The organism is uncultured Sulfitobacter sp. (assembly GCF_947497275.1).
Classification (GTDB): Bacteria; Pseudomonadota; Alphaproteobacteria; order Rhodobacterales; family Rhodobacteraceae; genus Sulfitobacter.
In genome coordinates, this window is record NZ_CANMFS010000002.1 from 67,041 (window position 1) to 90,309 (window position 23,269).

The 23,269-nt window shown below is 59.0% G+C and carries 25 protein-coding genes and 1 tRNA gene; 7 read left to right on the top strand and 19 right to left on the bottom strand.

The window, feature by feature from the left end; all coding sequences use genetic code 11:
- Positions 1–17: 17 nt before the first annotated feature.
- Positions 18–1,634 (bottom strand): L,D-transpeptidase family protein, encoded by a 1,617-nt coding sequence (locus tag Q1A06_RS04290; protein WP_299559078.1) that lies wholly within the window; start codon positions 1,632–1,634, stop codon positions 18–20.
- Between the two features lie 343 nt (positions 1,635–1,977).
- On the opposite strand from Q1A06_RS04290, the gene Q1A06_RS04295 reads away from it, so the two are divergent.
- Together Q1A06_RS04295 and Q1A06_RS04300 are read left to right on the top strand one after the other, a co-directional pair.
- Positions 1,978–2,547 carry a DUF882 domain-containing protein gene (locus tag Q1A06_RS04295; protein WP_299559081.1) on the top strand — a complete coding sequence of 190 codons (570 nt, stop codon included), beginning with the start codon at positions 1,978–1,980 and terminating at the stop codon, positions 2,545–2,547.
- 222 nt (positions 2,548–2,769) lie between these two features.
- Entirely contained in the window at positions 2,770–3,474 is a 705-nt protein-coding gene (locus tag Q1A06_RS04300) for a Crp/Fnr family transcriptional regulator (RefSeq protein WP_299559084.1), read from the top strand.
- Positions 3,475–3,496: 22 nt separating this feature from the next.
- On the opposite strand, the gene Q1A06_RS04305 is transcribed toward Q1A06_RS04300, so the two are convergent.
- From Q1A06_RS04305 to Q1A06_RS04325, 6 genes are all read right to left on the bottom strand, one after another.
- Positions 3,497–3,619: a hypothetical protein gene (locus Q1A06_RS04305; RefSeq protein WP_299559087.1), complete on the bottom strand. Its 123-nt coding sequence runs from the start codon at positions 3,617–3,619 to the stop codon at positions 3,497–3,499.
- A gap of 12 nt (positions 3,620–3,631) precedes the next feature.
- Complete coding sequence (locus Q1A06_RS21010) at positions 3,632–3,835, bottom strand: LysE family transporter (RefSeq protein WP_366523491.1); 204 nt, start codon at positions 3,833–3,835, stop codon at positions 3,632–3,634.
- On the bottom strand, positions 3,741–4,100 hold the full coding sequence (locus Q1A06_RS04310; protein ID WP_299559090.1) for a hypothetical protein: 360 nt from the start codon (positions 4,098–4,100) through the stop codon (positions 3,741–3,743). The genes Q1A06_RS21010 and Q1A06_RS04310 overlap by 95 nt, the downstream gene beginning before the upstream one ends.
- Positions 4,101–4,650: 550 nt before the next feature.
- A complete protein-coding gene (locus tag Q1A06_RS04315) occupies positions 4,651–5,379 on the bottom strand; it encodes an RlmE family RNA methyltransferase (RefSeq protein WP_299559093.1) in 729 nt (242 codons plus the stop codon).
- On the bottom strand, positions 5,379–6,500 hold the full coding sequence (locus Q1A06_RS04320; RefSeq protein WP_299559096.1) for a Ppx/GppA phosphatase family protein: 1,122 nt from the start codon (positions 6,498–6,500) through the stop codon (positions 5,379–5,381). The genes Q1A06_RS04315 and Q1A06_RS04320 overlap by 1 nt, the downstream gene beginning before the upstream one ends.
- Positions 6,501–6,584: 84 nt before the next feature.
- A complete protein-coding gene (locus tag Q1A06_RS04325; protein ID WP_299559099.1) occupies positions 6,585–7,244 on the bottom strand; it encodes a sulfotransferase family 2 domain-containing protein in 660 nt (219 codons plus the stop codon).
- A 168-nt stretch (positions 7,245–7,412) separates the two neighbouring features.
- On the opposite strand from Q1A06_RS04325, the gene Q1A06_RS04330 reads away from it, so the two are divergent.
- From Q1A06_RS04330 to Q1A06_RS04350, 5 genes are all read left to right on the top strand, one after another.
- Positions 7,413–7,709, top strand: a complete 297-nt coding sequence (locus Q1A06_RS04330; RefSeq protein ID WP_299559102.1) for a virulence factor — start codon at positions 7,413–7,415, stop codon at positions 7,707–7,709.
- Positions 7,710–7,748: 39 nt separating this feature from the next.
- Positions 7,749–8,675 (top strand): methylenetetrahydrofolate reductase, encoded by a 927-nt coding sequence (locus Q1A06_RS04335; protein ID WP_299559105.1) that lies wholly within the window; start codon positions 7,749–7,751, stop codon positions 8,673–8,675.
- Between the two features lie 10 nt (positions 8,676–8,685).
- A complete protein-coding gene (locus tag Q1A06_RS04340) occupies positions 8,686–9,765 on the top strand; it encodes a methyltetrahydrofolate cobalamin methyltransferase (protein WP_299559108.1) in 1,080 nt (359 codons plus the stop codon).
- 272 nt (positions 9,766–10,037) lie between these two features.
- Positions 10,038–10,826 carry a response regulator gene (locus Q1A06_RS04345; protein WP_299559110.1) on the top strand — a complete coding sequence of 263 codons (789 nt, stop codon included), beginning with the start codon at positions 10,038–10,040 and terminating at the stop codon, positions 10,824–10,826.
- A 173-nt stretch (positions 10,827–10,999) separates the two neighbouring features.
- A complete protein-coding gene (locus Q1A06_RS04350) occupies positions 11,000–13,291 on the top strand; it encodes an arginine/lysine/ornithine decarboxylase (RefSeq protein ID WP_299559113.1) in 2,292 nt (763 codons plus the stop codon).
- Between the two features lie 77 nt (positions 13,292–13,368).
- Here Q1A06_RS04350 and Q1A06_RS04355 read toward each other — a convergent pair whose 3' ends face one another.
- The 12 genes from Q1A06_RS04355 to Q1A06_RS04410 all read right to left on the bottom strand — a co-directional run bounded on the left by Q1A06_RS04355 (position 13,369) and on the right by Q1A06_RS04410 (position 23,254).
- The gene (locus Q1A06_RS04355) at positions 13,369–14,679 is read right to left on the bottom strand and encodes an FAD-binding oxidoreductase (protein ID WP_299559116.1); all 1,311 of its coding nucleotides are present in this window, start codon (positions 14,677–14,679) and stop codon (positions 13,369–13,371) included.
- Between the two features lie 128 nt (positions 14,680–14,807).
- Positions 14,808–14,884 (bottom strand) — tRNA-Arg (locus Q1A06_RS04360).
- Positions 14,885–14,948: 64 nt separating this feature from the next.
- Entirely contained in the window at positions 14,949–16,169 is a 1,221-nt protein-coding gene (locus tag Q1A06_RS04365) for a cysteine desulfurase (protein ID WP_299559119.1), read from the bottom strand.
- Complete coding sequence (locus Q1A06_RS04370; protein ID WP_299559121.1) at positions 16,162–16,752, bottom strand: YIP1 family protein; 591 nt, start codon at positions 16,750–16,752, stop codon at positions 16,162–16,164. The genes Q1A06_RS04365 and Q1A06_RS04370 overlap by 8 nt, the downstream gene beginning before the upstream one ends.
- Positions 16,749–17,234, bottom strand: coding sequence for a YIP1 family protein (locus tag Q1A06_RS04375; RefSeq protein ID WP_299559124.1), 486 nt, complete (start codon positions 17,232–17,234; stop codon positions 16,749–16,751). Before Q1A06_RS04375 ends, Q1A06_RS04370 begins: the two co-directional genes overlap by 4 nt.
- Position 17,235: 1 nt before the next feature.
- Complete coding sequence (gene sufD, locus Q1A06_RS04380; RefSeq protein ID WP_299559127.1) at positions 17,236–18,516, bottom strand: Fe-S cluster assembly protein SufD; 1,281 nt, start codon at positions 18,514–18,516, stop codon at positions 17,236–17,238.
- Positions 18,516–19,271: a Fe-S cluster assembly ATPase SufC gene (gene sufC / locus Q1A06_RS04385; protein WP_299559130.1), complete on the bottom strand. Its 756-nt coding sequence runs from the start codon at positions 19,269–19,271 to the stop codon at positions 18,516–18,518. Before sufC ends, sufD begins: the two co-directional genes overlap by 1 nt.
- 14 nt (positions 19,272–19,285) lie before the next feature.
- The gene (locus Q1A06_RS04390) at positions 19,286–20,119 is read right to left on the bottom strand and encodes a polysaccharide pyruvyl transferase family protein (RefSeq protein ID WP_299559133.1); all 834 of its coding nucleotides are present in this window, start codon (positions 20,117–20,119) and stop codon (positions 19,286–19,288) included.
- Complete coding sequence (locus Q1A06_RS04395) at positions 20,116–20,433, bottom strand: YbjQ family protein (protein WP_299559136.1); 318 nt, start codon at positions 20,431–20,433, stop codon at positions 20,116–20,118. The genes Q1A06_RS04390 and Q1A06_RS04395 overlap by 4 nt, the downstream gene beginning before the upstream one ends.
- Positions 20,430–20,615, bottom strand: coding sequence for a hypothetical protein (locus tag Q1A06_RS04400; protein WP_299559139.1), 186 nt, complete (start codon positions 20,613–20,615; stop codon positions 20,430–20,432). The genes Q1A06_RS04395 and Q1A06_RS04400 overlap by 4 nt, the downstream gene beginning before the upstream one ends.
- A complete protein-coding gene (gene sufB, locus Q1A06_RS04405; RefSeq protein ID WP_299559141.1) occupies positions 20,615–22,129 on the bottom strand; it encodes a Fe-S cluster assembly protein SufB in 1,515 nt (504 codons plus the stop codon). Before sufB ends, Q1A06_RS04400 begins: the two co-directional genes overlap by 1 nt.
- 24 nt (positions 22,130–22,153) lie before the next feature.
- The gene (locus Q1A06_RS04410) at positions 22,154–23,254 is read right to left on the bottom strand and encodes an aminotransferase class V-fold PLP-dependent enzyme (protein WP_299559144.1); all 1,101 of its coding nucleotides are present in this window, start codon (positions 23,252–23,254) and stop codon (positions 22,154–22,156) included.
- Positions 23,255–23,269 lie beyond the last annotated feature (15 nt).

The following is a 23,269-nucleotide window of genomic DNA, read 5'->3' on the forward strand; positions in this document are numbered from 1 at the left end:
ATGGCTCGCGCGCAGATTTACCCCTGAACACCGCTCAGGACCACCCCTGCCTTTTGCAGGGCGTCCCAAATCCGCGCATCACGTCCGTAGATGTCCCGGCGAAAGTTCAGATTGCCGCGCGCATCTGTATAGGCGGTGCGGTAGATGATGTGCACCGGCACTTCGGTGGCAAGATTCACCCGGCTCTCGCGCCCTGTGCGCAACCTCGATTTAAAGAACCCTTCGGGATCGGCCTCCTGTTTGGAAAGCAGCGCGTATGCGAAATCGAACGGATCGTTGAGGCGTACACAACCGTGGCTGAACGCGCGTACTTCACGGTTGAACAGGGATTTCGCAGGCGTATCATGAAGATAGATGTTGTACTTGTTCGGGAACATGAACTTTACGAGCCCCAGCGCATTGGATTTGCTGGGCGGCTGGCGCATCGAATAGGGGAACGTGCGAGCCGAATAGCGCGAAAAGTTTGCCGATGACCGCCGTACGGTCCGACCGCTGCGGTCTACAACATCAATATGACGCACGGCGTTCGGATTTGCGCGCAACGCAGGCAGGTATTCGTTCACAACGATCGAGCGCGGAACGTACCAGCTTGGGTTGATAACCATGTGACTCATCATATCCGAAAACTCCGGCGTCGGCCGGTCCTCGCGGGCAGCGCCGACAACCGAGCGGGTTTCGAACGTCACGCGGCCATTGTCCACGATCTTGGCCGTGAAATCCGGAATATTGACGAGGATATGCCGCTCGCCGCGCTCGTGGTTCAGCCAGCGTTCGCGTTCCATGGCGACCAGGATGGATTTGAGGCGCGCCTCGATACCCTCGTTGATTTGCTTGATCGTTCCCTCACCCGCAACGCCGTCCTGTTCCAGACCATGCGCCTGTTGGAACGCGACAACCGCAGCGGTGAGTTGCGCGTCGTAGCCGCGCGCGTTGGATCTTTTGAGATAGCCCATACGCATCAACCGGTCGCGCAGATTGACGACCGCCGGTCCGGTCTCTCCCGGCTTGACCGAAGATGCCGTGACGACCGGCCCCCAACCCCCGCGGCTCAGTTGTTCCTGCAACAGGAATTTCTGCTTCATCAAGGCGCTGTATTCGATCGTGCGCGGCGCAAGGCTGCGCAGATAGCCCGCAGGCCGCCCCGCGACCAGCCCACGCAAAAGCTCGGAGCGATCAGTATAGCGCACCTCCCGCTTGATCGCGCTGACCGTCCTGGAAGGAATCAGGGCGCCGCTTTGCAGATCGCGGGCGTATTGGAGGTACATGCGAGTCATTTCTACTTCGATCCGCCCCAGATCGCGCGGCGTGCGCGCGGCTGCCATCTGTCGCTCCAGCTTGTCGGCATCGTAGCGAGCGACAGGCAGCCCGTGGTCATCGGCGCGACGCAACGCGTCCAGAAGCGCCGCCCGTCGCGCCCGGTGCACGTCCTCGTCTCCTGTCCATATCCCTTCGAAATCCTGTTGGCGGTAGAATTTGGCGATGTCGCCGTCGCGCGCGCCGGTTTCCGCCACCGCTTGCTTGAACGCTGTGACCTGCGCGACACCGGCGTGCGGCAGGGCGATCCCCCCCGCCCCGAGCACAAGAGCAAAGAGCGCAGCTTTGGTTGTGCGGCCCGCAAATCCCGTTAATTCCATCGAAAAATCCTTTAAATCGCAACCAGTCCCTGTTTCCCAGACTATTCAAGAGGGTGTCCAGCCAAGTCCAATCACAAAAATGTCTATCCTGCCAATTTGCCGCCAACCGATGCGGAATGGCACCGTTTGCCGGGTCTGGTCCGGCACTATCGCAGATGCGCAAAAAATTGCCGAAAATGATCTCTATTCGGAACCTTTCCGATTCATCTCTTGGTTCACCATATTCGCTATGCAATAGATGAGAGGCATCTGGGGAGATGATAATAGCGCACATGTAACATCATGGGCACATTGGCAGTCTAATCAGGTACGCCTCAATCGGGCAGAAAACGGGACAGGACACATGACAGGCACACACACAACGGGCATGACCCGGCGTGCGCTCTTGGGCGCATTCGCGGCAACGGCAGTCACAGCAGCACCGACATTCGCCAACGCGGCAGGTTTCCTGCGCGGGGCGGGCGATATTCGGCGGCTCAAGATGTATTCCGGCCGCACCGGTGAGCGGATCGATATGATCTACTGGATCGAGGGAAAATACATTCCCGACGCCGTGACCGAAATCAACTATTTCATGCGTGACTGGCGTACGGATGACGCGTTCAAGATGGACCTGCGCAATTTCGACATCATGGCAGCCGCGCATAATTTGCTGAACGTCAACGAACCCTACATGCTGTTGTCCGGCTATCGCAGCCCGAAAACCAACGCGATGTTGCGGTCGCGGTCGCGCGGCGTTGCAAAGAACTCCCTTCACATGCGCGGTCAGGCCGCCGACCTGCGGCTTGGATCACGCTCCGTCAGTCAGATAGCGAAAGCAGCGTCCGTATGCCGTGGCGGCGGAGTCGGGCGGTATTCCGGCTCCAATTTCGTGCATATGGATTGCGGAACCGTACGCAGCTGGGGCGGCTGACCGACTTCGTGTGAGAACTGACAACGAGGCGCCCTTGAGGGGCGCTTTTTTGTCTCCTCCGGATAGCCCTCCTTTTGACCGACGAACCTGCTGAGATTTCACAATCAGGCGTCCGGTAGTGCCGCCACAGCGTTTTGACGCTTCGACTCTGATCGTAAATCGACCCGATCGACCCAAAAGCGTACAACGTGCAGCCTGTCCCCCTTGCAGGAGGCGAACGGCATGCAGCACGAAGTGATGGCAGAGGCGATCCGCAAATGTTTTATTTTCAGTGCTGCGGATCGGGAAAACATCGACCGAATCGCCGGGGCCAGCCGGATCGTGCGGTTCCATCGCGCCGAAATGCTGTTTGCGACGGGGGATGCGGCGGACGGTCTGCGGATTGTACTGTCGGGACTCGTGCGGATCTGGATCGCCAATGAAGATGGTAAGGAACTGACCCTTTCCCTTCTCGAGCCGGGAGATCCTTTCGGCGAGATAGCGCTGTTGGATGGACTACCACGTACCGCGAGTGCGACCGGTATCGAAAGCGGGGAATGCCTGTTTCTGCCCAAAAGGGTCGTGGACGACCTGCTGGATAAGGACCCGACGTTCACCAGACACATCGTGCAGCTTTTGTGCGAAATCCTGCGGCGCAATAATGATGTGCTCGGCGGCTTTGCATTTCACGGTCTGGACGCACGCCTTGCGCGTGTGATTTTCGATCTGGCCACGGCGCATGGCGTCACGAAAGCCGACAACGTGCACCTGATACGAAAGTTCTCGCAGACCGATCTGGGCCAAATGCTTGGTGTGACGCGCGAAGCGGTCAACAAGCGACTAATGTCGATGGTCCATGACGGCCTGGTTCAGATGGCTGAAGGGCATATTGTCGTGACCGACATGGACGGGCTGCGCGAACGCGGCGCTGGCGCGACTGTTGCATGAAACCTGCCGCGCGAAACACCGGTCAGATCGTGATATTCAGCAGCAGCAACCCGCCCGCCTCCATTAGCGCCCCGCCCGATACCCATTGCAAAACAGTGGTGTGACCGGCACGCCGCAACATGCCGCCCGCGACGATATAGGGCACCAGCCCCGCGGCTCACGATGCCACGATTGCGGAGACGAAAAAGAAAACGGCACCCGTGCCGTTGGTCCCCGGCGGTACGAACGCGGGAAAGACAGATAGAAAGAATACCAGCGCCAATGGGTTAGCAAAACCGACGAACACACCGTCGCCAACAAGGCCAGCAATACCACGGCGCAGCTTGATCGCACCGGTTCGGCCCCCTTTCGCGCAAGGCACCGAACCCGAACCAGATCAACACCCCCGCGCTTGCAATCTGCAACAGGAAATACGTGTCGCCAGCCAACTCGCGTGCCCCGAAGGTCAGGTGGATGGCGAGGGCCGCCCAGGCGATTTCGGCCCACAGGATTCCCAGCATGGCAAACCCGCCTCCGGCCGGACCGGACCGTGCGACCGCCGCCCCCATGAGCGCAACATTCTGACCCGGTGCCAGGCCTGCAAGGAAGTTCGCGGTAGCGAGTGCGATCCATATTTGTGCGGTCATCAAGCGTCTCCCAACGACAATGACCCCAGCTTCGTCAATATTTGCACGGAGCGCTGTTACCGTGATCACGGATCTGAAACAGCCTTGTGACCCCGTCCACAGACATGGACAGCACCCACGGCGCCATTCGCTGGACGCACGTGCGGTACTGTCGCGCGGTATGATGAGACATAATACCTGTCGTGGACTGTTTCACAGTTCGCAGATGGTGCGTGTCTGCGGGTGGCAGGATCCTGACCCCTGCTCAAGTGTTCACGAAGCACCTCTAGATGCGGCTTATGTTGATTCACAACCTTGCTGCCTTCGCGCAGTTGTCTCGTTAACGCTTATGACGTGGGAGCGTCAGGACAAACCAAACTACCGATGCTCGGTACCGCGCGTTGTCTAGAATGGAAACCACTGGGTCCATGCTGTGACCGAGCGCAAGAACTCCTGTCGACCTGATCCGGCCGAGCGGTTCAACCACTAAACAGCCGCTCGGTTCAGGGTGTGGTCCGGGACGCCCCGAACCAATTTACTGCATGAACCTCCCTCGCCTCAGCCTGCGGAATTATTCCGCCGGGTCGCCTTTGAACCCGATCGCCACGACAAATTTTTCGGAACTGTCCGCACGGCTCGCTGGCGGCTTGAAATTCGCGACCTTGCGAAATCGCTGTTTCAGCAGCTTCTGAAGCTCACCCTCCGCGCCCCCAGCCAGAACCTTGGCCACGAACGTACCACCCTCGTCCAGCACGTCGAAGGCGAAATAGGCAGCTGCCTCGCAAAGCGCGATGATGCGCAGGTGGTCGGTTTGCTTATGGCCCGAGGATGCGGCGGCCATGTCGGACATCACGACGTCGGCCTTGCCGCCCAGCCACGCCTTCACCTTCAGATCGGCATCGTCTTCCATGAAATCGAGCTGGTGCAATTCGCACCCGGCAATCGGTTCCATTTCCTGAAGGTCAATTCCAAGGATCGTACCCACGGCCTTTCCGCCGCGCTCCGCCAGAACATTGCACCGCTTGACCGCCACCTGGCACCACCCGCCGGGCGCGGCACCCAGATCGACGATGCGCGCGCCGGGCACGAGAAACCGGTATTTGTCGTCCAATTCCATGATCTTGTAGGCGGCGCGCCCGCGATAGCCTTCGGCACGCGCGCGTTTGACATACGGATCGTTAAGCTGGCGCTGCAACCAGCGCGTGGAACTGAGCTTGCGTCCGCGCGCGGATTTGACCTTTACCTTCAGATCGCGCTGGCCGCGGCCGGATGTATTCTTGCCCGTAGGGGTTTTGCCCATCAGAAAATTCCCTCTTCAAGAACGCCATCGGCGCTCATCTGGGCATAAAGCAGCCCTTCGCGCAGGCCGCGGTCCGCGACGCTGAGCCGGTCGGTAGGCCAGCAGCGCATCAAGGCCTGCAGGATCGCCGCCCCCGACATGATCAGCGCGGATCGGTCGTGCCCGATGCACGGATCCTCGCGCCTGCCGACCGGTCCCATCGCGAGATAGCTGTGGATCACCTTGTCGATCTGGACCGACGTCATGCTTAGCCCGTCCACTTTGGTCCGGTCGTATCGGCGCAAGCCAAGGTGGCTTGCCGCGACGGTCGTGACTGTACCCGACGTGCCGACGATCTGAAAGCGTTCCTGCGGCTGTGCAGATTGGTAGGGGGTGAAATCGGTGAGGTTCTCCTCGAAAAACCAACTCATCAGCGCGAAACGCGCAGCATCGTCTTCGACATCAGAGAACTGGTCACGCAGCGTCGCCACGCCGAGCGGCACGCTGATCCAATCGACCACGCGCGCGGCGGGCACATCCGTTTTCGCCTGAAGAAATCCACCGTGCAGCCGCATGATGGATTGCGCGCGATCCTTCGGCGGCACCTCTGAAATGTCGATCCAGACAAGCTCGGTCGAACCGCCGCCGATATCTACGACAAGCAGGTTCTCGGTTTTCGGGCTGACCAGAGGCGCGCAGGAAATAACGGCAAGCTGCGCTTCCTGTTCAGGCGCGATGATGTCGAGGCGCAGCCCGGTTTCGCGGGTGACCCGGCGCATGAACTCGTCTCCGTTCAGCGCACGGCGGCAGGCTTCGGTCGCGACGAGTCGCATGCGCGTGACCTTGTTCCGGCGCAGTTTCTGTTGGCAAATGCGCAATGCCTGAACGGTGCGCGTCATCGATCCGCGCGACAAACGCCCGGTTCTTTCCAGCCCCGCACCAAGCTGCACGGATTTGGAAAAGCTGTCCACCACATGAAAACCGCCGCCTTTCGGCTGGGCGATCAACATGCGGCAGCTATTTGTGCCCAGATCCAAGGCCGCATAAAGGTCGTTCGATCCGGACGAAACTGGCGCGGGGCTCAGAGCCGTCTTCTTTTTACGTTCGAGCGCGCCCGCACCTCTGGAGCGCTTTGGCGCCATGAGTTGCGCCTTTCATTACGAGTTGGCGGCAGAGTATGGTGCGGCGGGTCCGTACGCAAGTGGTCACTCTGCAACACCGAAGGCTTATTGCAGCGGGTTTTCATAGTACCCGCCAAGCAGCGCGTATTCGCGCGCCATATGAGGACGCAGGCTATCGCGGGTTTCCGGTTTCAGATCCTCGATACCGAGGCCGCCGCCGCTCTTGTTTTTCCGCACCAGCGTTACGTCGGTGCCGCAGCGGGCACCCAGATCTTTCATCAACTGGTCCAGCTCTTCGATCGGATAGACACGGTCATAGACGCTCAGGTCATCGCCGAGAAACATATCAGCGGGCAGCGCATGATGTTTGATGACAGACGCAGCTCTTCGGTAGGCCACGAGGTTCTGGAAGAAGAAATCCGGGTCAGGGTCCATCGGAAGATCGACGGCCCCGCGGATCAGTTTGCGGCTGTTGTGAAGATCTTTCAGCTGGACCACCCTGTTGGTATAGCATGAAATCAACCGTTTCGCGGGGTCACGCACGACGCAGAACCGCCACCACCCCTCCAGCGCCTCCCAGCGGTGCGGCCGGAAACGACGCGTCGGATAAAGCACATGTTCGGGGTTCAGCACGGGCGCGCCCGCCTTCTCGAACTTTCGCCCGTAGGCGGGGTCGATCTTGGCAAGGGTCTGTTTGACGGTGCTGCACGCAGCTTTCGGCAGCGCCATATAGGCGATGCGATGCGCTTTTATCGTGATAGCCATCGGGCTGAACTTTCCGGATCTGCTGCTCTCAGGTACTATAGAGGTGTCGTGGAAGAATGGGCAAGGTCGCGGAAGGGTGGCTTTTTGTCGAAAACCGCCTTTGTCCGGGATCAGCCTTCCGTTAGAGAAAGCGCAGCACATGCGCGTATCGCACAAGGGGAATCACTTATGGCCGAAGTTGTCATCGTCTACTGGCGGGACATTCCCGCCCAGGTCATCGTCGGCAAGGGGCGGCGCGGACAGAAGCGGCCCCTGCCCGAGCGATTCGAACAGGCGATTGACCGCGCGGCGATGAAGGTGGGGGCGGAAGACACTGACGCTTATCTCGCCGAATGGCGCAAGGCCGATCCCTACACCGTCGAGGGCGACGATGCCGCCGTGGCCGATGCCGAGGCCGCCCGGATCGACGCGGAATACGACCGCGCGCGCATCAAGGCGCTGATCGCCAATGACGGCTGGGCCTGAACCCTGCACCCTCTCTTTGATACAGGAAGGAGCCATGTGATGGCTTTGCTGAACTTTCGCAGAAAAGAAACCGTGCCCGCGACAACCGATGCAAAGGTCGAGGCCTTCTTGCATGACTTCTCGATCGAGGTAATGCCGCGCACCGCGGAGAAGATCGAGGATTTCTCCGCGCTGCTGCCCGCCGGGACGCGCGTGTACATCGCCCACATCGAAGGCACCCCGATCGAGGATATGGTCGCCACCGCCGCCCGGCTCAACGCCGATGGCTACAATGTCATGCCGCATTTCCCAGCACGTATCATCAAGGACCGCGCGACGCTGGCCGACTGGATCGCGCGTTATCAGGGTGAGGCGGATGTAAAGCAGGCGTTGGTGCTGGCGGGCGGCGTTGCTTCGCCTGTGGGCGACTTCAGTGATTCCATGCAGCTTTTGGAGACAGGGTTGTTCGATGAGGCAGGGTTCGAACGGCTGCACGTCGCGGGCCACCCCGAAGGCAACCGTGACATTGACATGGATGGCGGACGCTTGCGGGTCGATGAGGCGTTGAAATGGAAGAACGCGTTCCAAAGCCGGACGGATGCAAAGATGGCAATCGCGACGCAATTCGCCTTTGAGGCGCAGCCGATCATCGAATGGGCCGACAGCCTGAATTACGCCGGTATCACTTTGCCGATCCACATCGGCATTGCGGGACCGGCCAAATTGCAGACGTTGATCAAATTCGCCATCGCTTGCGGCGTCGGCCCGTCGCTGAAGGTCCTGCAAAAGCGTGCGATGGACGTGACAAAGCTGCTCTTGCCTTACGAGCCTACGGATGTGATCACGGAGCTGGCAGCGCACAAGGCCGAGAACCCCGACTGGAACGTCAGCCATGTGCACTTCTTCCCGCTGGGCGGGATCAAGACAAACGCGACATGGGCGCAGACCAACGGCGGCACCGCTGCCGTGCCCGCAAAAGCCTCTTAAGGACATCTCTATGACCAGAACGATCGTCGAATCCAAAACCAAAACCGCAATCATCGGCTTCGACCAGCCGTTCTGCGTGATCGGGGAACGGATCAATCCTACCGGGCGCAAGATCATGGCGGAAGAGCTGGAACGCGGTGATTTTTCGCGTGTAGAAGCCGATGCGGTGGCGCAGGTCAACGCCGGTGCGACGATACTCGACGTCAATTCAGGTGCGGTGTTCTCTAACAAGATGGCCGAAGACCCCCGCTATGCCGACAACAATTTTGTCGAACCGACTCTGATGCCCGAAATGATCCGTCATGTTCAGGCCGTGACCGATTGCCCGATCTGCATCGACAGCTCGGTTCCTGGCGCGCTCAAAAACGGGCTGGAGGCTTGCGAGGGCCGACCCCTGCTCAATTCCGTCACCGGCGAGGAAGAGCGGCTGGAACTGGTGCTGCCACTGGTGAAGAAATACAATGTCCCGGTCGTCGCGATTTCGAACGACGATACTGGTATTTCCGAGGATCCCGAAGTCCGCTTTGCGGTCGCGAAAAAGATCGTCGAACGCGCCGCCGATTTCGGTATTCCCGCGCATGACATCGTGGTCGATCCGCTGGTGATGCCGATCGGGGCGATGGCGACAGCGGGTCATCAGGTCTTTACCCTTGTGCGCCGTTTACGCGAGGAATTGGGCGTCAATACCACCTGCGGCGCATCTAATATCAGTTTTGGTCTGCCCAACCGGCATGGCATCAACAATGCGTTTCTGCCGATGGCGATGGGGGCGGGTATGACATCCGCAATCATGAACCCGGTCGCCCTGCCCGTCGGTCCGAAAAAGATCGCCGAGAAGAAAGCGGAGCTTGAGGCGTTGGGTGTGGTTCTGCCCGAGGGGATGGACGACGAAGCCTTCGTCCAGCTTTTCGGTATGGGGTCAACGATCCCGCGTGCCGGATCCGAGATGGAGGCGATCCGGGCCGCCAATTTCCTGTTCGACCGCGATCCGAACGGGACCAACTGGATCAGGTCCAACAAGATCGCCCCGAAAGCCGGTCAGGAAGGCAGGGGCCGCGCGGGCCGTTCGGGTGGTCGCCGTCGCGGTTGAGGTCGAACCGGCCAAGCCTGAGGGCGGCGTACAGGTGCGCCGCCCTTCCTTCCGGATCATCGGGCTCTCGAAGTTAATGCAAGACCTTCAGTTTTAATAATAAGCATCTGATATTGAATACAAACACGATAATTTATTTTGATTTTGGATCTGTTTTGGTTGCACGTTTGCGCAACGATATCTATGGTCTAGATCAACCGCGCTGTTCATTGCCTTGACCTTATTGGATTGTGGCGCTTCAAATCAGGCGCAACCAAAGGTTCCTGACGAACATGCGCATTCTGGCGATAGATGATGATCCGACAATTCTCGAAATTATCGAGTTGTTTCTTGAAACGTTGGGATATAGCGACATCCATGTAGCCCCATCTGCCGATCACGCGACCCGGCAGATGGAACGGCACACCGAGGCCTTCGATCTTATTTTGCTGGATGTGAATTTGCCCGGAATGTCCGGGATCTCGCTCCTTCGTCAGGTCATTGAACACCCGTTGCACCGACGCGCCCGGATCGTGATGTTGAGCGCGCTTGGCGATGCCCGTCATATCGAGGACGCCTTCATTGCGGGCGCATTCGATTACATCGTCAAACCATTCGAATTGCCCGAACTCGAACACGTCGTTAAGAGGATCGAGGCGTTATCCAAACCTGACCCCAAAGGCACTGAACCCTCGACCATCCGGGAGCAAGCGTTCGCGATGGAGAATTGCATATCGCGGCTTCCCAAAACCGCGTTGACGGTTGTATCTTTGACACCCGTGCCCGAAGGACCCGCCGCGCAAGCCCGCATGGCCGAACTATACGCCGGCGTGGAGCGGGCCCTGGCCAATCGACGCTGTTTGATGTGTCATTTACCTGATGGAAGCGTGGCGGTTCTGTCATTCGGATCGCAAACCTCGGCACAGGAACTCGGACAGGCTGCAAAGGACGCTGTTGAAGGTCTTCTGCGAAGCAACACCCAAGCTGACGTTGCGCATATCGACACACAGGTAATGTGCTGCACGCAAGAGCGCGGGATGCCCGAGATGCTGTCCCTGCTGCGCTCCAAAAGTGGACGCTAGGCAGGCCAACCCGTTCAGACCCCGCAAGAGATAGCGGATCGTGGTGCCAGCACTTGACTGCGGACGGATAGACCGAAACAAACAAGGTCCGAGCCGCGTCGGTCGGCCATCGCAAGTCAGGGAGCGATGGCGTGTTGTGCCTTTACCCTGCAGTTCATCTGGAAAGAACGATAATGAAGTTTCACTTCCCCGTCGTCATCATCGACGAAGATTTTCGGTCCGAGAACTCGTCAGGCTTTGGCATCCGCGCCGTCGCTCAGGCGATCGAAGGCGAAGGGTTCGAAGTATTGGGGGTCACGAGTTACGGCGACCTTTCGCAATTTGCGCAACAGCAATCGCGCGCCAGCGCCTTTATCCTCTCGATAGACGATGAAGAGTTCAGCCCCGGTCCGGACGTCGATCCGGTGATTACCAATCTGCGCAGCTTTGTCGAAGAGGTCCGTCGCAAGAACGCGGATGTGCCGATCTATATTTACGGTGAGACCAAGACCAGCCGACATCTGCCGAACGACATTCTGCGCGAGTTGCACGGTTTCATTCATATGTTCGAGGACACGCCCGAATTCGTCGCGCGGCACATCATCCGGGAGGCGAAGCTGTATATCGAAGGCATTCAGCCGCCGTTTTTCAAGGCTTTGCTCGACTATGCCGAGGACGGTTCCTACTCGTGGCATTGTCCGGGCCATTCGGGTGGCGTCGCGTTTCTGAAAAGCCCAATCGGGCAGATGTATCATCAGTTCTACGGCGAGAACATGCTGCGCGCCGATGTATGCAACTCGGTCGAAGAGCTGGGCCAACTGCTGGACCACAACGGCGCCATCGGCGCGTCCGAGCGCAATGCCGCGCGGATCTTCAACGCCGATCACTGCTTTTTCGTGACCAACGGCACCTCTACCTCGAACAAGATGGTCTGGCATCACACCGTCGCGCCCGGTGACGTGGTCGTGGTGGACCGCAACTGCCACAAGTCTATTTTGCACAGCATCATGATGACGGGTGCTATCCCCGTTTTTCTGCGTCCGACGCGCAACCATTTCGGCATCATCGGCCCGATCCCGCGCAGCGAGTTCAATATTGAAACGATCAAGGACAAGATTCGCGCCAACCCCCTGCTTGCCGGTGTCGATCCCGACACCGTTCAGCCGCGGATCATGACGATCACGCAATCGACCTATGACGGTGTTCTATACAACACCGAGACGATCAAGGATCTGCTCGATGGCTACGTCGAGAACTTCCATTTTGACGAGGCCTGGCTTCCCCACGCCTCTTTCCATCCGTTCTACGGCAGCTTCCACGCGATGGGCCGCAAACGGGATCGGCCCAAGAAATCAGTTACCTATGTGACGCAGTCAATCCACAAGCTGCTGGCCGGGATCAGCCAGGCGAGCCATGTGTTGGTGCAGGACAGTCAGGAAACCAAGCTGGACAGACATCTGTTCAATGAGGCCTACCTGATGCACACCTCCACCAGTCCGCAGTACAGCATCATCGCCAGTTGCGATGTGGCGGCGGCGATGATGGAACCACCGGGCGGAACCGCGCTGGTCGAGGAGAGCATCGCCGAAGCACTGGATTTTCGCCGCGCCATGCGCAAGGTCGACGAAGAGTTCGGCGACGATGACTGGTGGTTCCAGGTCTGGGGGCCCGAGGTACTGGGCGATGAAGGCATCGGCAGTGCGCAAGACTGGGTATTAAAGAAAACCGATGCCGAAGGCGTGCAGCCCGCCGATGGCGAGGAGTCGTGGCATGATTTCGGCGATATGGCGCCCGGTTTCAACATGCTCGACCCGATCAAGGCGACCATCATCACCCCGGGACTCAACCTTGACGGGCGCTTTGAAGAGACCGGTATTCCCGCATCGATCGTCACCAAATACCTGGCCGAACACGGGGTTGTGGTCGAGAAAACAGGGCTTTACAGCTTTTTCGTGATGTTCACGATTGGCATCACCAAGGGCCGTTGGAACACGTTGCTGACCGCGTTGCAGCAGTTCAAGGATGACTATGCGAAAAACACGCCGATGTGGCGTGCGATGCCGGACTTCTGTGCGAAACAGCCCCGGTACGAGCAAACCGGGATGCAGGATCTTTGCCAGAATGTGCATGAACTCTACGCCAAATATGACGTGGCGGTCCTGTCGACGGGTATATACCTGAGCGATCTGACCCCCGCGATGAAACCGTCGGATGCGTATGCCCACATCGCGAAACGGTCGACCCAACGTGTGCCGATCGACGCGCTTGAAGGACGCATTACGACAAGCCTTGTCACACCCTATCCTCCGGGTATTCCGCTTTTGATACCGGGAGAAGTGTTCAACACGAAAATCGTAGAATACCTGAAGTTCAACCGCGCGTTCGCGCGAGAGTGCCCCGGTTTTGAAACCGATATCCACGGTCTGGTCCAAGAGGTCGGATCGGATGGGTCGGTGCAGTATTTCGCCGATTGCGTGGCGGAATAAACCTGATGCAGAAACCCAGGAGGTCCGGGACAACCCGGACCTTCCGTAACGGACCCACAGCGTCCCCCGCGATTTGCCTAGAGGCCCAACCGGTCACGCATTGCGTAGTACCACGACCCGGCCATCGAATACGGCACACGAAATATCCTGCCACCGGGGAACGGGTACCACTTCACACCGGCAAATACGTCAAACCGTGTTCTATCCCCGTCAATTGCCTGAGCAAGGATCTTGCCGAATGTGTGTGATCCGGTCACGCCATGACCAGAATAGCCATGTGCGAAATAGGTGTTCGTCCCCAGACGCCCCAGTTGCGGCACACGGCTGAACGACAGCGCGAAATTGCCACTCCACGCGAAGTCGATTTTGACGCCTTTCAGGCTCGGATAGACCTTCTCCATCGCAGGCCGCAGCTTTGCTTCCACGTTCGCCGGATCGGTCCCTCCGTAAACGGTGCCGCCGCCGAAGATCAGCCGCTTGTCGGCGGAAAGCCGAAAGTAATCGAGGATATAGCGGACGTCTTCGATGCATTTATCCGTCGGCAGCAGGGCTTTCGCCCGGTCGGACCCCAAAGGCTCCGTCGCCATCATCTGGGTAGATACGGGCATGACACGCGCGGTCAGGGTCGGAACGACCTGGCCCAGATAGGCATTGCCGCACAGCACCAGCGTGCCGCACGTCATCGTGCCGTTCGCGGTTTTCACCATGGGCCGTGCGGTCTCGGTATCGCAGTGAATGACCGGCGATTGCTCGTAGATCACACCGCCCAGCCGCTCAAAGGCAGCGGCCTCGCCCAGACACAGGTTGAGCGGGTGGATGTGACCGCCCGTGTGGTCGATCATGCCGCCTTCGTACAGGTCAGAGCCGATGTGCTCACGCAGCTCCGATTTATCGAGCATGTCCTGATTTTCGATGCCATAGCTTGCCCAGAGCGCGCGGCGTGCCTCGAGTTCTTTCATGTGTGCGGGGGTAAAAGCCGTAAAGATATTGCCGGGCTTGAGATCGCAGTTGATGTTATAAGTCGTGACCCGCTCGCGGATTATCTCGCCGCCCTCCTGCACGAGGCTCGCGGCGAAATTGGCTGTGTCCTGACCGTAGCGTTTCTTGATCGTTTGCAGGCTCGCGTTCAGACCGTTGACGATCTGGCCACCGTTGCGCCCCGACGCCCCCCAGCCAACTTTTGCACCCTCGATGATCGCGACCCTATAGCCCTTTTCCGCCAGGTGCAGTGCCGTCGACAAGCCGCTGTATCCAGCACCAACTACGCAAATATCGATGTGCCGATCCCCTTGCAGTGGCGGCCGCTCCGGCGCAGCATTGGCGCTGGCGGCATAATAGCTGGTCGTGTGGTCGGTTTGGCCGGTACGGGCAAAGGTCTCGGTGGCCATTATGCACTCTCCTGATAGCGATGTTCGTTCGGGGTGCGGGAATCTCACGATAATTGCCGACCTGACTCGTTTACACAGAGATCCGGGCGACGTGGTGCAGACCTGATTTTCGGGACGATGCCGATGCATGGTGGTCCCAGCTGGATTCGAACCAGCGACCTCTCGCTTCGGAGGCGAGCACTCTATCCAGCTGAGCTATGGGACCACGTGTGGGCGGTATAGTCGCCCTGTCCCGTCCCTGCAATTCAAAAAACTGCAGGAAAGGCAGATCACGCAAAAAGGTCGTGGGCCAGTTCCAGCGCGTCTACCAGCACATCGATTTCCTGGGTGGTGTTGTACATGCCAAACGAGGCACGGCAACTGGCGTTGATCTTTAAATGCGCCATCAGCGGGCCGCAGCAATGCTGACCCGCGCGCACGGCCACGCCCTTCTTGTCGAGAATGGTCGAGATGTCATGTGGGTGGCCGGCGCCGTCCATCGTAAAGCTGAAGATCGCGGCCTTCTCCGCAGTCGTTCCCTGTAACTGTATCCAATTCAGACCGCCAAGCTTCTTCACCGCGTAATCGCGCAAGGAGGCCTCGTGCGCCGCAATTTGCTCCATGCCGATGTCCATCATGTAATTCAGCGCCACACCGAGACCGATGGTCTGCACGATCCCCGGCGTTCCGGCCTCGAATTTCATCGGCGGATCGTTGTAGGTCACAGTTTCTTTGGTCACTTCGCGGATCATGTCTCCGCCACCCAGAAACGGCCGCATTTCCTTCATACGGTCTGATCTAATATAGATCGCGCCGGAGCCCGACGGGCCATAAAGCTTGTGCCCCGTAACGCAATAGAAGTCGCACCCGATGTCGGATACATCCACGGGCATGTGAACGGCAGCCTGCGATCCATCCACCAGAACGGGCACGCCTTCTTTGTGCGCGGCAGCAGTAATTGATTTCACATCAACCACGGTTCCCAACACATTGGAAAGGTGCGTAATTGCGATCAATTTGGTTTTGGGACCCATCGCATCGATCACTGCTTGGGTATCGAGCGCCCCGGTACTGTCCACATCGACCCATTTCAAGACGATGCCCATCCGTTCGCGCAGGAAATGCCAAGGCACGATATTCGCGTGGTGTTCCATCACGCTCAGGATGATCTCGTCGCCCGCCTGCATCCGCGGCATGGCCCAACCATAGGCCACCAGATTGATCGCTTCGGTGGTGCCAGAAGTAAAGACGATCTCGTCCTCATCGGGCGCCCCGAGAAAGCGCGCGACCGTACCGCGCACGGCCTCATACTTGTCTGTCGCAAGGTTGGACAGATAGTGCAGGCCACGATGGACATTCGCATACTCAACACCGTAGGCCTGCGTGATGGCGTCAATCACGACCTGCGGCTTTTGCGCGGACGCGCCATTATCGAGATAGACCAGCGGCTTGCCATTCACCTCCCGCGACAGAATCGGAAAGTCGCCGCGCACTTCGCTGACATCATACATTTGCAGGTATCCCCATAGCGGTCAGGCCGATCAGCCCGCCCAGTAACAGCAGCCCGAACACGAGCCCGACAGCGGCCAACAGCAATACGCCCAGACCGTGAAGCAGGCTGCGCAGGTGCAAGGCCTGTGTGACAAAATTAACCGTGATCCAAAGCCCCAATGCGCCGATGATCAGCGAGAAGAATTGCGCCATGATCGGCGACAGCAACGTCAGGACAAACAGCACGAACTGCGCGACAGCGCGCAATGCCTGCAGCCAGACCATTAACGCCAGCAAATCCCCCAGATCACCACTACCGCCGGCGGCGCGGCCCGTCCAATAGAAGGCATGCACGCTCATCACCAGAACGCCGCTGATGATTACGAAAAAGATCAATGGGTTGGTCAAAAATGGTGGGAGAGCGGCCGTATCGTACAACAACACCGAAAAGCTGTAGATGATGCTGTTTGCCGCTGCGGCCAGAAACAGCGCTGTCCAAAGCGTGTCGCGGCTAAAGCGCAACGCCATGATCTTTTGCGCGGCGGTGCCGGGGCTCCGGACCGTTTCCAGAACGAGATCTTTAACGGCGCCGCGGTCGATCATGTTCCGTCCTCCGCTGTCAAAAGACCCGCGGCCCAGAACCAGCCGAATACCGCAAGCCAGATCAGGCTGACAACCTGAACCTGCACCCCCGGTCCGACAAAACCCGCTGTAAGACCCAGAAGCAGAAGGACCGGTGTGGACGCGAGAAAGGCCCAGATCAGAGTGAACCGGATGGCGTAGCCGCTGATCCGGCGCCGCGCGATACGCGACAGAACCCAAACGACAGCGGCAAAGAAATAGACCAGCAACGGCAGGATGAAGACACAGAAGAACGCGCTCCAATAAAGCCGCGCGATCAGCGGCACATCGGGGTCGAGCTGCGCTTCACGAGCCTGAAACGGGGTCGAGGCCACAAACGCCAAAAGACCCGCGATCAGCAGGAAAAGCAGACCGCGCACCTCATTGCGACCCTGCGCGAGAAACCGTGAGGTCACGCGCGCGGGGCTTTTGTAGGTCGCTGCGATGTCCTGTGTCAGGGCCATCTCAGCTCCGGTGTCGCTGCAGCCATGCGCCCATACGGGCGTTGATGTCTTCGCGCAGATCCTCTTGCGCGATTTCCTCGACAGCTTCGGCGAGGAATGCCAACGTCAACAGATCCGTCGCCTCACCCTCGGACACCCCGCGCGAGCGCAGATAGAACATCGCATCCTCGTCGATGGCGCCCGACGTCGATCCATGCGAACACGCCACATCGTCGGCGTAGATCTCAAGTTCCGGCTTGGCGAGAAACTGGCTATCGTCGTCCAGCAGCAGGGATTGGCTGATCTGATAGCCATCGGTCTTCTGCGCACCGGCCTTTACAAGGATCTTGCCCTGAAAGACGCCTGTCGCGCCGTTTCTGAGCACTTTCTTGAAGACCTGGCGGCTTTCACCGTTCAACGCGTCGTGGGTGATGAACACGGTGTCATCGTGGTGGAAATCGCCATCGCCGACGCAGGCACCGGCGACATGCGCCAGCGCGTCATCGCCTGTGATCTCGATCACGCAATCGTTGCGCGTCAGTTGGCCATTCACGGTCATCGTGAACGAGCGGAACGCGCTTTGCGCTCCGAGCCGGGCAAAGATATGGGTCACGGCGCGCCGTTCATGATCGCGTCCCTGCGCACGCACGTGATGAAAAGACGCGGTATCGGCAACATCGACCTCAAGCACCTTGTTAAAGCGTGCAGCCGCCGGCCCGTTTTCCAACAGGGTCATCTCCGCACCCGGCTCCAACTTCACACAGTTGTGCAGGATCGCGTCGGACGTATTTGTTTCGTGGCGATAAATCAGGTTCACCGGCTTGGACGTTTTCCCTTTGACGTGGATCAATACACCATCTGTCGCAAAGGCGGTATTTAGTGCTGCCAGTGGACGCGAAACGGGGGTCTGGCCTCGTTCCTCCAAAACGCCGTACAGGGATTTTGCCCAGTGCAGATCGCTTTGCGCGTCCGCCAGACGTTCGATCGAAATGCCTTCGAGGCTCAGATCGTCGGACGCCTCAGCGTCGAACACGCCGTCCACGAAAACGATCTTCAACCGGTCGGTCCCGTCGAACATTGGCGCTTCGTCAGTCACAAGCACCTCTGCCTCCGGCGCAGTTACTTGCGTCAGCGTATCAGGCCGAGTGTATTTCCAATACTCGTCGCGCCGGGTAGGCAAACCGGACTGACGCAACCGTGCAAGTGCGCCTTCCCGCGCCGGTTTTGCCCACGTCGCATTGGGCAGCGTCAGGCTGGCAATCATCGCCTCGGTAGGATCGGATTTTGCTGCAAGCTCGGCCATTACGCCACCTCGGCAAGAATATCGGCGTATCCATTGTTCTCGACTTCCAGCGCCAGTTCGGGTCCGCCCGTCTTGATGATGCGGCCGTCCGCCATGATGTGCACCACATCGGGTTTGATGTGATCGAGAAGCCGCTGGTAGTGGGTGATCACCAAAAATCCGCGGCCCTCGGAGCGCAGGGCGTTCACACCCTCGGCGACCAGTTTCATCGCGTCTACGTCCAGACCTGAGTCCGTTTCGTCCAGGATGCACATCTTTGGCTCAAGCATTGCCATTTGGAGGATCTCGTTACGCTTTTTCTCGCCGCCGGAAAACCCCATGTTCACTGGGCGTTTAAGCATATCCGCGTCGATCTTGAGTTCTTTGGCGCGTGTCCGCACCACCTTGAGAAATTCGGCCGCCGACATTTCCTCTTCGCCCCGCGCCTTGCGCTGCGCGTTCACGGCAGTCCGCAGGAACGTCATGTTGCCCACACCGGGAATTTCGACCGGATATTGAAACGCCAGGAACAAACCAGCCGCCGCACGCTCTTCGGGTTCCATGTCCAGCAGGTCAACGCCTTCGAGCTCGGCAGAGCCGTCCGTCACCTCATAGCCTCCCTTGCCCGACAGGACGTACGACAGCGTCGATTTGCCCGACCCGTTTGGCCCCATAATCGCGTGGACGTTGCCCGCTTCGATTTCAAGGTCGACGCCCTTGAGAATCTGTTTGTCCTCGTCTTCGAGTTTGACCGCGAGATTTTTGATGCTCAGCATGGAAGTGCTCCTTTTCAATAGGTTGCTGTCCGCGCCGGGCGGACCTGTCGACGCCTGGCGTCGGCTTTGAATTTGTCGGGAAAGCTGTCGTGCAACGCGTCCCGCGCCGCTGCAATCCCGTCGTGATAGGTGATGGTACCATTCGCGGCACCGTTGATTTCATCGAGGCGCTTGGGCGCTTTCATGTCCGTGCGCCCCACAGATGTCGCGTAATCGAGATACTTGAGCCACGACTGACCTTCGGGTTCTATCCACGTGTTTGCGACGCCGTAAGCGTCGGCCACAATCAGACCGTGCAACGACGATGCGAGAACATGGGCGCACCCCGCAATCTTGTGGCAGACCTCCGCCGTATCATCGCGCGGATCAATCAGCAGATACGCCGAATCCGATGCGACGAACGCCAGCAGCCTGGGGTCGTCGATCTGCGTGTAATGTGGCACGATGCCAATCCGGTCGGCCACGGTCCCGTCGAAGGGCAAAACCTCGTCGATCAGCAGACCCGGATCGCCGAATTGTCGCGCGTGATATTTGACAAGCGCCGCCGTGATCGGCCCACGCAGAAGCGCCACATCAACATTCTCCAGAAACTCGTGACCGAACACGGGCCGGATCAGACCGGTGCCCCAGACGCAAACCCTGTCCCCCTCGCGCGGCTCCTTGTGGCCTCGCTTGACCACCTGCAGCAGCGACCCGACGGCGAACAGATCCGCGTTGCGCGGCCCGGTATGTTCGACCGCACGGCCAGACATGTGCCCCACGATCAGCGGATTGATCGCATCGCCGAAATTCGGCTCCGCTTTCCACCAATGCAGGCGGAGCGGCGAAGGGGAAGCATCCTGTTTCATCGGTCCAGCGATACGGCCGTGCCGGAAACGGACACCATCATCATGCTATCCGAGATAATTTCGTAATCGATGTCGATCCCGACAATAGCATCGGCACCTTTCGCGCGCGCCTCGTCCTCCATCTCGGCCATCGCCGTTTCCCGCGCGCTGCGCAGTTTAACTTCGTACTGGCCCGATCTGCCGCCGACGATATCGGTGACCCGGGCGAACATATCGCGCACGATGTTCGCGCCCATGATCGCCTCACCCACCACGATGCCGTGATAGGCGCTGACGGGCCGCCCCTCGACCGTATTGGTGGTCGTCACAATCATGAGTTCCGTCCTTTGAAGTATCGGATGGCAAGCCCGACGCAGAAATAGAAGACCGCGAAGATCGCGGTATTGAGAACCAGTACCTGCCAGCCCTCGCCTTCGGTCATACCGAAACCGAACACGGCACTGAGCGCGGCAAAGATCACGGCGGCGACGCCGGTTTCCTTGAACAGCCTCTGCATCAGCCCACCGATCCTTCGAGCGAGATCGCCACCAATGCCTGCGCTTCCATCGCGAACTCCATCGGCAACGCCTGAAGCACGTCCTTGCAGAACCCGTTTACGACAAGCGCCACAGCTTCTTCCTCGTCCATACCGCGTGAGCGGCAGTAGAACAGCTGGTCATCGTCCACCTTCGACGTCGTCGCCTCATGCTCAACACGGCTCGAATTGTTCCGGACCTCGATATAAGGCACGGTATGGGCGCCGCATTTGTCGCCGATCAGCAAGCTGTCGCATTGGGTGTAGTTGCGCGATTCCTTGGCCTTGGGGTGCATGGAAACGAGGCCGCGATAGGTGTTCTGCGCCTTGCCCGCGCTGATCCCCTTGGAAACGATCCGCGATTTCGTCCGCTTGCCCAGATGAACCATCTTGGTGCCGGTATCGGCCTGCTGCATGTTGTTGGCGATGGCAATGGAATAAAACTCGCCCTGGCTGTCGTCACCGCGCAGGATGCACGACGGGTACTTCCACGTTACGGCCGATCCGGTTTCGACCTGCGTCCACATCACCTTGGCCCGGTCGCCCCGACAATCGGCGCGCTTGGTCACAAAGTTGTAGATACCGCCCTTGCCGTTCTCGTCGCCGGGGTACCAGTTCTGAACGGTCGAGTATTTAACCTCGGCATCCTCTTCGATGATGATCTCGACGACCGCCGCGTGCAGCTGTGCCTCGTCGCGCTGGGGTGCGGTGCAACCCTCTAGATAGGACACATAGCTGCCCTTGTCGGCGATGATCAGTGTCCGTTCGAACTGGCCGGTGTTTTCCGCGTTGATCCGGAAATAGGTGGACAACTCCATCGGGCAGCGCACGCCCGGCGGCACGTAGACAAACGACCCGTCAGAAAACACGGCAGAATTGAGCGTCGCGTAGAAGTTGTCGGACACAGGCACGACCGACCCGAGATATTTCTTAACCAGCTCGGGATGCTCCCGGATCGCCTCCGAGATTGAGCAGAAGATCACGCCCGCCTTTTTCAGTTCGGCCTGAAATGTTGTCCCGACGGAGACGGAATCAAAAACCGCATCCACAGCCACGCGGCGCGGCTCTTTGGACATCTCTTCGGCCCCCTCGACGCCGGCAAGAATGGCCTGCTCTTTCAGCGGAATGCCCAGCTTTTTGTAGGTTTCCAAGAGCTTCGGATCGACCTCATCGAGGGACTTCGGCTTCACGGCCATGCTCTTGGGGCGGGCATAATAATACTGTTTCTGAAAATCGATTTCCGGATATTCGACCATCGCCCAGTTGGGCTCCTTCTTCGTCAACCAGCGCTCATAAGCCTCCAGCCGCCAATCGGTCATCCACTGCGGTTCTTCGTTTTTCTCCGAGATCAGTCTGACGATGTCAGGTGATAGACCCAGCGGCGCATAGTCCATCTCGATGTCCGTCGACCAGCCATGCTTGTAAGCGCCGCCGACCTCGCGCACCGCATCCACGGTCTCCTGATCGACACCTTCTTTTACCATTCCGTCGTCCATGATCATCTTCCTCTCGCTTCGGACTTACGCCGCCCGCATCTCGTGTTTCTCGTATTTCGCCGCCCAGGCATCCGCAAATCGCAATACATCACGCTTCGTGGTCTCAAGCCCGAGCGACACCCGGATCGCACAGGCGGCCTCTTGCTCATCGAATCCCATCGCGGTCAACACCTTGCTCGATTTTACCTTGCCCGAAGAGCAGGCAGACCCTGCAGACACAGCGAAACCCGCCAAATCCATCTGCATTACCTGCGTCTCCCCTTTCCAGCCGGGGGTCAGTATCAGCGACGTATTCGGTAGCCGCTCGACCGCTTTCCCGACAAAAATAGTCTTGTTTGTGACCGCCGCAATAGCATTCTCTAGAATATTTCTAAACTGAGCCACTTCGTCCCACACCCCCGTTGCAACATCGTGGCGCGCGGCTTGGGCAGCGGCACCAAACCCCGCAATCCCGATGACGTTCTCCGTCCCGGACCGCCGGCCCATCTCCTGCCCTCCGCCCCGAATCATCGCTTCCGGATCCTCTGCGGTAAAGTTGATCAGCGCACCTACGCCCTTGGGTCCACCCAGCTTGTGAGCAGACAAAATCGCGTAGGAAGGCGTCACATCCTCGAAAAGTACCGGCATTTTTCCGGCAATTTGCGTTATGTCGCACAGGGTGGAATAGTTCTTCCCACTGCCCGCGACACGCGCGCCCGGTCGCACGATGCCGGTCTCGCTGTTCGCCGCCGAGATGCCGACCAAAGCCTCATGCGCAAGCGTACCCTCGCACCCCCTCATTTTCCCGGCAGTGTCGAGTAACCCGTTGATCTCGGATTCGCTCCAGACCGCAACACAATCGTGTTCGGTCGGCAACGCTACGAAAGATCCGCCATGCCGCCCCTTCTGCGCAACCGCCAGCGCAGCCGCCTCGGTCGCGCTGCCGGTAAACACCACCTGCGTTGTCCTGCATCCGACCAGCTCCGCAACCTGAGCGCGCGCGCGTTCCACAACCCTCTTCGCTTCCCGCCCTTCGGCATGCACCGAAGACGGATTGCCAGCCACATCCATCGCTGCAAGCATTGCCGCCCGCGCCTCCACCCGCAAAGGGGTGGTCGCATTATGATCCAGATAGACCCTGCTCATTTCTTTTGGCCATAA

What these genes read in the sequence shown, in the direction of transcription:
- Q1A06_RS04290 (WP_299559078.1), bottom strand. Translation starts at nt 1,634, where the DNA reads ATGGAATTAACGGGATTTGCGGGCCGCACAACCAAAGCTGCGCTCTTT.
- Q1A06_RS04295 (WP_299559081.1), top strand. Translation starts at nt 1,978, where the DNA reads ATGACAGGCACACACACAACGGGCATGACCCGGCGTGCGCTCTTGGGC.
- Q1A06_RS04300 (WP_299559084.1), top strand. Translation starts at nt 2,770, where the DNA reads ATGCAGCACGAAGTGATGGCAGAGGCGATCCGCAAATGTTTTATTTTC.
- Q1A06_RS04310 (WP_299559090.1), bottom strand. Translation starts at nt 4,100, where the DNA reads ATGACCGCACAAATATGGATCGCACTCGCTACCGCGAACTTCCTTGCA.
- Q1A06_RS04315 (WP_299559093.1), bottom strand. Translation starts at nt 5,379, where the DNA reads ATGGGCAAAACCCCTACGGGCAAGAATACATCCGGCCGCGGCCAGCGC.
- Q1A06_RS04320 (WP_299559096.1), bottom strand. Translation starts at nt 6,500, where the DNA reads ATGGCGCCAAAGCGCTCCAGAGGTGCGGGCGCGCTCGAACGTAAAAAG.
- Q1A06_RS04325 (WP_299559099.1), bottom strand. Translation starts at nt 7,244, where the DNA reads ATGGCTATCACGATAAAAGCGCATCGCATCGCCTATATGGCGCTGCCG.
- Q1A06_RS04330 (WP_299559102.1), top strand. Translation starts at nt 7,413, where the DNA reads ATGGCCGAAGTTGTCATCGTCTACTGGCGGGACATTCCCGCCCAGGTC.
- Q1A06_RS04335 (WP_299559105.1), top strand. Translation starts at nt 7,749, where the DNA reads ATGGCTTTGCTGAACTTTCGCAGAAAAGAAACCGTGCCCGCGACAACC.
- Q1A06_RS04340 (WP_299559108.1), top strand. Translation starts at nt 8,686, where the DNA reads ATGACCAGAACGATCGTCGAATCCAAAACCAAAACCGCAATCATCGGC.
- Q1A06_RS04345 (WP_299559110.1), top strand. Translation starts at nt 10,038, where the DNA reads ATGCGCATTCTGGCGATAGATGATGATCCGACAATTCTCGAAATTATC.
- Q1A06_RS04350 (WP_299559113.1), top strand. Translation starts at nt 11,000, where the DNA reads ATGAAGTTTCACTTCCCCGTCGTCATCATCGACGAAGATTTTCGGTCC.
- Q1A06_RS04355 (WP_299559116.1), bottom strand. Translation starts at nt 14,679, where the DNA reads ATGGCCACCGAGACCTTTGCCCGTACCGGCCAAACCGACCACACGACC.
- Q1A06_RS04365 (WP_299559119.1), bottom strand. Translation starts at nt 16,169, where the DNA reads ATGTATGATGTCAGCGAAGTGCGCGGCGACTTTCCGATTCTGTCGCGG.
- Q1A06_RS04370 (WP_299559121.1), bottom strand. Translation starts at nt 16,752, where the DNA reads ATGATCGACCGCGGCGCCGTTAAAGATCTCGTTCTGGAAACGGTCCGG.
- Q1A06_RS04375 (WP_299559124.1), bottom strand. Translation starts at nt 17,234, where the DNA reads ATGGCCCTGACACAGGACATCGCAGCGACCTACAAAAGCCCCGCGCGC.
- sufD (WP_299559127.1), bottom strand. Translation starts at nt 18,516, where the DNA reads ATGGCCGAGCTTGCAGCAAAATCCGATCCTACCGAGGCGATGATTGCC.
- sufC (WP_299559130.1), bottom strand. Translation starts at nt 19,271, where the DNA reads ATGCTGAGCATCAAAAATCTCGCGGTCAAACTCGAAGACGAGGACAAA.
- Q1A06_RS04390 (WP_299559133.1), bottom strand. Translation starts at nt 20,119, where the DNA reads ATGAAACAGGATGCTTCCCCTTCGCCGCTCCGCCTGCATTGGTGGAAA.
- Q1A06_RS04395 (WP_299559136.1), bottom strand. Translation starts at nt 20,433, where the DNA reads ATGATTGTGACGACCACCAATACGGTCGAGGGGCGGCCCGTCAGCGCC.
- Q1A06_RS04400 (WP_299559139.1), bottom strand. Translation starts at nt 20,615, where the DNA reads ATGCAGAGGCTGTTCAAGGAAACCGGCGTCGCCGCCGTGATCTTTGCC.
- sufB (WP_299559141.1), bottom strand. Translation starts at nt 22,129, where the DNA reads ATGGACGACGGAATGGTAAAAGAAGGTGTCGATCAGGAGACCGTGGAT.
- Q1A06_RS04410 (WP_299559144.1), bottom strand. Translation starts at nt 23,254, where the DNA reads ATGAGCAGGGTCTATCTGGATCATAATGCGACCACCCCTTTGCGGGTG.